Raw genomic sequence first — 6461 nt, 5'->3', positions numbered from 1 at the left:
TCCTTGTGGTACGCGGGCCGGGACCCGGCCCTCCCACGGATCTGGGACGGGCCGTCGCAGCGCACCCAGTGCAGGGTGGGCGCGTGCGGGCCGGAGCCCACGATGGAGGGGTAGCCGGGGCCGTTGCCGTAGGCGCGGGCGTACCGGTCGAAGGTGCCCTGGAGCCACCGCTCGCCGCGCCCGTCCACGGCGGCGGGGATCTCGCGGACGACGGCGGCGAACCCCTCGACGGTGCGGTCCACCGCCTCGCGCAGCTGGCCGAGCTCCCAGTCGTCCTTGTACATGCGCAGCTCGGCGAGGACCCGGGCGGCCTCCTGGTCGTCCGTCACCTCGGTGGTCAGCTCGGCCAGCGGCTTGACCGGGACGCCCAGCGCCTTCGCCCAGTCGTCCAGGCCGGGCGCGGCGCCCACCCACAGCTCGCCGTACCTGGAGTCGGTGAAGAACGCCGGGTCGCCGGGGCCGGCGGGCGGCGGCACGTAGAGGGTGGCCTCGGCGCCCTCCAGCACGACGACGGCGTTCTCGATCTGGCAGCCGGCCAGCCAGACGAAGTCGCTGCCGGCGCGGAAGTCGTAGGCCATGTCGTTGCTGCGGATCGGGGCCTGCCCCGCGGCCAGCACGACTCTCCGGCCGGGCAGCGCCTCGGCCAGCCGCGCCCGGTGGGCGGCGGCGGCCTCGGCCGCGCCGGGCACCACGCGCGGCGTGCGGTCGGGGGTGCCCCAGCCGGTGTTCATGTACGCGGCGAACGCGGGGATCTCGGACAGCCTCGGGGGCCTGCCGTCACGCACCGGGGATCACTCCTTCCATAGGGCTCAGTAATGTGTGGCATTGCACTGAACACTAGAACGACAGGAAGCCGCCGCCAAGAGGTGACCAGAAAAATCCGCATATCGTGACAAAGGCTCGGTTACTCTGCGGAAGCCACGCGATCATCACGCACACGGAGCCCCCGCGGCGGAACGAGCGCGGCGGGACGAGAGACGGGAAGAACGATGACCTCTTGGATCCTCATCGTCGTCGGCGTGCTGCTGGCCCTGGTGGGCGGGCTCTGGGCGCTCCAGGGACTGGGCGTGGTGGGCGGCAGCGTGATGACCGGCGACACCGCCTGGGCGGTCATCGGGCCGGTGGTCCTGCTGGTGGGCGTCGCCGTCGTGGTGATCGGCCTGCGCCTGCGGCGTTCGCCGTCCCGCTGAGCGCGGCGATCCGGCCCGGGGAAGCATGAAGCCGGCTGCGATCCGGGCGGCCGTCCGCACACGGAGGGTTCTGTCGCAAATGGCCTAGAATCCGACAGATGTCCCCCGCCTCCGCCCGGCTGGCCTGGCTGGACGCCCTGCGGGGGCCCGCCGCGCTGGCCGTCACCGCGCACCACGCGGGCTGGTCCTTCGTCCCCGCCGCGTGGGCGGTCGTGGACCGCAGGATCGACCTCGGCACGTGGGGCGTCTTCGTGTTCTTCCTGGTCAGCGGCTACATCATCCCGGCGTCCCTGGAACGGCGCGGCGACCTGCGCGCCTTCTGGACCGGGCGGGCCTTCCGCCTGCTGCCGCTGCTGCTCGCCGCCCTCGGCCTGGCGTTCCTGCTCGCCTTCGCGGGCCTGGTCCCGCTGGATCCGCGCCTCGGCGAACGTCCCGCGCCGCTGGTCGCGCTCGGCAACCTGACGATGCTGCAGGAGCTGGTCAACCTGCCGCCCGTCATCGGCGTGACCTGGACGCTGTCGTACGAGATGGCCTTCTACCTGATCAGCGTGGCGCTGTTCGCGACCGGCCAGGCCAGCAGGTCGGCGGGGATCGCCGTCACGCTGGCGGCGCTGGCCGTGCCCGCGGGGCTGCTGCTGCCGGGCGCGTCGATCAACGGCGGGGCCGACCTGACCGCCGCGCTGCTCGTCCTCGCGGTCGTGGCGGCTATCGCGGTCACCGCCCTCGGGGACGGCCGGGCCCGTACGGCGGCCGCCGCGGCGGGCGGGCTGCTCGGGCTGGCGCTGGTGGTCCTGGGCAGCCGGGCCGGCACCTGGCAGGGCGTGATCATCCTGGCCGCCATGTTCGCCGGGACCGCGGTGCATCGCGCCGAGCAGGGCGTGATCTCCTGGCGGACCGCCGGGCTCGCCTGCCTGGCGGTGGTGGCCTGCGGCGTCCCCGCCAAGGACGACCCGGGATGGGCGCCCGCGCTCGTGCTCGCGTTCGCGGTGTTCGGGGTGGGGCTGGCGCTGCGCCACAGGGCGTTCCCGCGCGTGCTGACCCGGCTCGGCGTGATCAGCTTCTCCGTCTACCTGCTGCATCCCCTGCTGCTGCGCCTGCTGCCGAACCTGGTGCTGTACTACCTGGTCCTGATCCCGCTGTGCCTGGTGACGTACCACGTGATCGAGGCCCCGGCCCAGCGGCTCGGCCGCCGGCTGAGCGGGTCGCGCGCCGCCGTCCAGAAGCAGGGACCGACCGTCAGGAAGTAGCGACCGACGCCGCGGGCGGGCACCCCCCAGCCCCCGCCCGCGCGTCCGGTGCCGCGAGCGGGGCCCGCTCGCGGAGGTGGCCGCCGCCGTCAGGCGACCACGAGTGACTGCGCCCTGAACTCCCTTCCGGCCACGATCTCCGAGACGAACCCGTCGGGTCCGACGGGACGGTCGCCGATCAGCGTGACCCGGTGCAGCCTGCGCGGCACGTCGAGGTGGTCGAGGTCGGACGGGGCGAGGTGGGCGGTGGCGCGGTTGTCCCAGAAGGCGACGCTGCCGGGCTGCCAGCGGAACCGCACGGTGTACTCGGGCCGGGTGAGCTGCTCGTACAGCAGGTCGAGGATGCGGCGGCTCTCCACGGCCGACAGGCCCACGATGTGGTCGGTGAAGCCGGGGTTGACGAACAACGCCCGCTCACCGGTCTCCGGATGCACCCGCACCACCGGGTGCACGGAGATCAGCAGGTTGTCGTTGATGCGCTTGACCAGCTTGCCGTCCTCCTCGGCGGCCTGGTAGCCGGCCAGGAAGCGGTGTTCGGCGCGCAGACCGTCCACCAGGTCGCGCAGCGGCGCGGACAGGCCCTCGTAGGCGGCCACCAGGTTCGTCCACTGGGTGTCGCCGCCGAACTCCGGCACGGTCTCGGCCCGCAGGATCGAGGCGGCGGGCGGGTTGACGGCGGCGGTGACGTCGGTGTGCCAGCCGGAGAAGTAGGAGTAGCGCCTGCGCTGGTAGAGCTCGCGGTAGTTGACGCCGTAACGCTTCTCGTACCGGCGCGGGTCGATGGTCAGGATCTGCGGGAACTCCTCGGGCGGCGCGTCCTCGTGCGGGTGGGCGTGGGTCAGCTCGCCGAACTGGCGGGCGAAGGCGATCTGCGCGGCGTGGTCGAGCTCCTGCCCGCGGAAGAACACGACTTTGTACGCGAGCAGCGCCCGGCGGATCTCCTCGACCACGGACGGATCGAGCGGGTGGGCCAGATCGACGCCGGTGATCTCGGCGCCGATGTGCCCGGCGACCCGCCGGACGGTGAGCACGCTGGTGGGTGTCGACATGGTTCGGCCACTCCTCTGAGCTTCGGGGAAGGTCTGGGGGAAGGACGCTCGGGGCGTCCGAGGAGAGCGGGGACCCGGAGGTCACCGCACGGCACAGAGCGCGCTCGCCTGCCGCCGGAGGTCGACGTGGAGGCGGGCCACCAGAAGGCTCTTCACGCCTCTGATCCTGCGCGAAATTTCCCACAAAAGCAATAGGTAATACATGAAAGGCGGTCAGCTCCGGCCGGGGCCGCCGTCCGTCACCGTGACCCGGCCCGAGTACGCCGAGGTGCCGTCCGGGTTGAGCTGGAGGATCGGGATCTCCTTGGTCTGGCGGGCGCCGCCCTCGACGATCCTGATCGGGCCGCTGGCGCCCTCGACCGACACCGTGCCGCTGGTCAGCATGTTCGCCATGTCCTGCGGCGAGGGCACGTCCGGCTCCCGGGCGAACGCCTTGGCCGTCTCCAGGGCCACGAACATGGCGTCGTGGTGCATGATGGCCATGCCGTCGTCGAGGCTCTCGTGCGGGAACATGCGCCGGAAGCTGTCGGGGTCGTCGCCCTCGAACCTGGCCCGGATCGCCGTGAGCACCCCGCCGCCGGGCAGCGCGAGGCTCGCCGGGTGGGCCAGGGCCGTGTAGAAGAGCCGGATCCGGGTGTCCCCCCACATGCCGAGGTCGACCTTGCGGTTCATCTCGCTGGCGTCGTCGCCGGTGATCACGGTGACGCCGGGCCGGACGCACCGCTCGCGCTGGCTGAGCGCCTGCATCAGCGCGGGCAGCTGCTCGCTGCGCCCGGCGTACAGGACGGTGTTCGCGCCGGAGTTGCAGACGCGCTCGGCGATGACGTCGAGCACGGTGCCGGAGAACCTGGTCGAGGAGTCGAAGGACAGCTCCATCACGCGTTCCCGGCCGGCCAGCGAGCCGGTGTAGAACCGGGCGAGGGTCTTGACGTAGCTGTCGGCCGGGTTGAGGTCTTTGATCACGACCGCCTTGAGCCCGGGGTTGACCTTCCTGGCGTGCACCACCCCGGCCTGGGCCTGCTCGCTGTTCAGGGCCGCGACGCGGGCCAGGCCGGGGAAGCCGGTGAGCTCGTCGGAGGTGATGACCGCCGAGACCATCGCGTACCGGCTCGCGCTCAGGCTCGCGACCGTCCTGCGGGTCGCGCCGGTGCTGGCGCCCAGCCCGGTCACGGCCACGATGTGCTCCTGCGCGGTCCGGTCCCGGACGGCCTCGACCGTCGGCTCCCAGTCCTGCGGCCCGTCGCTGGCGACCAGCACCCGCACGTACGGCGGCGAGGACGGCTGCCGGTTGCGCCACACCTGCGCCAGATGGATGCCCTCCAGGCCGTGCCTGATGCTCTCCCGGTTCAGGGCGATGTCGGTGAGGGAGCCGGTCATCGGGAACATCGCGACGACGGTCACGTAGTCGTCCGGGTGCTCCTTCTCCACCGCGGCGTTCTCGGCGGCGATGCGGCTCATGACCGGGGCCAGGTCGGGGCCGAAGGCGTCGCTGTCGTCGGTGAGCCGCGACGTCCTGACGTAGAGCCCGAGGACGACCACGGCTGCCACGACGAGCGCCCCCGCCAGCGCCCTGCGCAGCAGGACGCGGTTGCGGCGGCCCGCCGCCCACTTCGCGCCGACCTCCGCCGGCGCCGGATCGCCCGCCCCGGCCGTGCCGAGGTCACCGTCGTCGCTCATACCTGTCGGCCTCCCGTAACAAGATCGCCGGACTGGTGGCCGACCGCCTGGCCAGGTCCCGCAGCCCGCGCGCGACCTGCTCGGCCCGGCTCCCGGACGGGTCGAGCAGCGGGTCGAGCCAGAACCAGCGGTCCACGACCAGGGCCCTGACCACGACGAGCCAGTCCCCGCGCTCGTGCGGGACGGCGGTCGCCACCAGCGAGTCGTACAGCTCGTCCAGGGGCGTGACCAGCGGCAGCCGGTTGGGGGCGGTGGTCACCTCGTTGAAGCCGGCCAGCCATTCCGGCAGGCGGCTGCGGCCGTCCTCGCGCACGTCGAGCCGGTCGAAGAGCCGGTGCAGGTGATCGGCGACGTGGGTCAGATGGCCTTCGGGGTCGTCCCGGCCGACACGGGCCAGGCGGTGGTGCAGGCTGCGCGGGTTCTCCTCGCCGCCGGGGCCGAGGTGGAAACGTTCCAGGTCCCCGTGCACGTCGTCCCAGCGGCCGGTGACGGCGAGCCGGTGCAGCAGCAGCCGCCGCAGCCACGGGTGGATCACGGTGACCTGGGGGCCGCGCGCCCCCTCGTAGCGGCCGTGCGGGTCCCGCTCCTCCGGACGGCGGTCGAGCCAGAGCAGGTCGGCCAGCTCGTTGCGCAGGTTCGGCGTCCGGCCGGCCCGTTTGAGCAGGGCGCTCTCGGCGTCGTCCACGTTCCTGGCCGCCGCCCAGTCGGTGAGCTCGTCCAGGTGGGCCAGGTGCAGCCGGTCGGGCCAGCGCAGCAGGTCCTCGCGGCACACGACGGCGCGGAAGGCGTCGTCGTCCTGGGCCGTGGCGGCGAGCCTGCCCAGGCGCCGGGTCACGGCCGGATGGCCGCCGGTCAGCTCCCGGACGGCCGAGGCGTAGGCACGCGACCTGTCGGCCTCCAGCGGCGGCATCAGCACGGGGTACCACCACGGCTGCTCCCTGGCGTCGTAGCCGGCCCGCCAGTCGCGGTAGCTCGCCTCCGCCAGCGTGGGCGGGTGGGCCGCGCCGGGCACGACCGTGCCGGGACGCGCCCACGAGCCGCCCATCGGCAGCCACTCCTTCGACTCCGCCACCACCAGCAGCGGGTCGGCGCCCTTGGCCGGGCCGAGCGCCCTGAGCAGCGCGCGGCCCGCCGCGGTCTCGGCCCCCTCCAGCAGCAGCAGGCAGCTGCGGGCGTGGCGGTGGCTCTTGGACCAGGAGTCGGTGAGGTCGGCGACGAGGGCCCGGCACAGGATCGCCCCGGCGGACCCGGACGGGTCGCCGCCGTGGCCGTCCCGCCGCCACCTCTCCCACCGCCCG

Annotated in this window: 7 protein-coding genes; 2 read left to right on the top strand and 5 right to left on the bottom strand. The window is 73.4% G+C overall.

The features are described from left to right. Positions 1–785, bottom strand: a 785-nt coding sequence (locus ACWCSD_RS44975) for an aminopeptidase P N-terminal domain-containing protein (RefSeq protein ID WP_449924597.1), incomplete at its 3' end; no start/stop codon positions are given. 204 nt (positions 786–989) lie between these two features. Between ACWCSD_RS44975 and ACWCSD_RS44970 the strand changes: the two genes are divergently transcribed. Then, the gene (locus tag ACWCSD_RS44970) at positions 990–1190 is read left to right on the top strand and encodes a hypothetical protein (protein ID WP_352329981.1); all 201 of its coding nucleotides are present in this window, start codon (positions 990–992) and stop codon (positions 1188–1190) included. A gap of 98 nt (positions 1191–1288) precedes the next feature. After that, entirely contained in the window at positions 1289–2437 is a 1149-nt protein-coding gene (locus ACWCSD_RS44965; RefSeq protein WP_449924594.1) for an acyltransferase family protein, read from the top strand. 89 nt (positions 2438–2526) lie between these two features. Here ACWCSD_RS44965 and ACWCSD_RS44960 read toward each other — a convergent pair whose 3' ends face one another. From ACWCSD_RS44960 to ACWCSD_RS44945, 4 genes are all read right to left on the bottom strand, one after another. Next, positions 2527–3486, bottom strand: a complete 960-nt coding sequence (locus ACWCSD_RS44960; protein WP_397160233.1) for a TauD/TfdA dioxygenase family protein — start codon at positions 3484–3486, stop codon at positions 2527–2529. Positions 3487–3567: 81 nt separating this feature from the next. Continuing rightward, entirely contained in the window at positions 3568–3690 is a 123-nt protein-coding gene (locus tag ACWCSD_RS44955; RefSeq protein ID WP_352324370.1) for a putative leader peptide, read from the bottom strand. A gap of 9 nt (positions 3691–3699) precedes the next feature. Further along, complete coding sequence (locus ACWCSD_RS44950) at positions 3700–5163, bottom strand: hypothetical protein (RefSeq protein ID WP_449924590.1); 1464 nt, start codon at positions 5161–5163, stop codon at positions 3700–3702. Beyond that, positions 5147–6461 (bottom strand): hypothetical protein (locus ACWCSD_RS44945; RefSeq protein WP_449924587.1); only part of this gene is annotated, 1315 nt, incomplete at its 5' end. The genes ACWCSD_RS44950 and ACWCSD_RS44945, both read right to left, overlap by 17 nt.

It is taken from the genome of Nonomuraea sp. NPDC001684, from assembly GCF_053596515.1.
The sequence above is the reverse complement of the archived record's forward strand: the minus strand, read 5'-3'. Positions and strand labels throughout refer to the sequence as shown.

Bases quoted from the DNA above. Each gene is read 5' to 3' on its own strand.
- ACWCSD_RS44960 (WP_397160233.1), bottom strand. From the start codon at position 3,486: ATGTCGACACCCACCAGCGTGCTCACCGTCCGGCGGGTCGCCGGGCAC.
- ACWCSD_RS44970 (WP_352329981.1), top strand. From the start codon at position 990: ATGACCTCTTGGATCCTCATCGTCGTCGGCGTGCTGCTGGCCCTGGTG.
- ACWCSD_RS44950 (WP_449924590.1), bottom strand. From the start codon at position 5,163: ATGAGCGACGACGGTGACCTCGGCACGGCCGGGGCGGGCGATCCGGCG.
- ACWCSD_RS44965 (WP_449924594.1), top strand. From the start codon at position 1,289: ATGTCCCCCGCCTCCGCCCGGCTGGCCTGGCTGGACGCCCTGCGGGGG.
- ACWCSD_RS44955 (WP_352324370.1), bottom strand. From the start codon at position 3,690: ATGTATTACCTATTGCTTTTGTGGGAAATTTCGCGCAGGATCAGAGGC.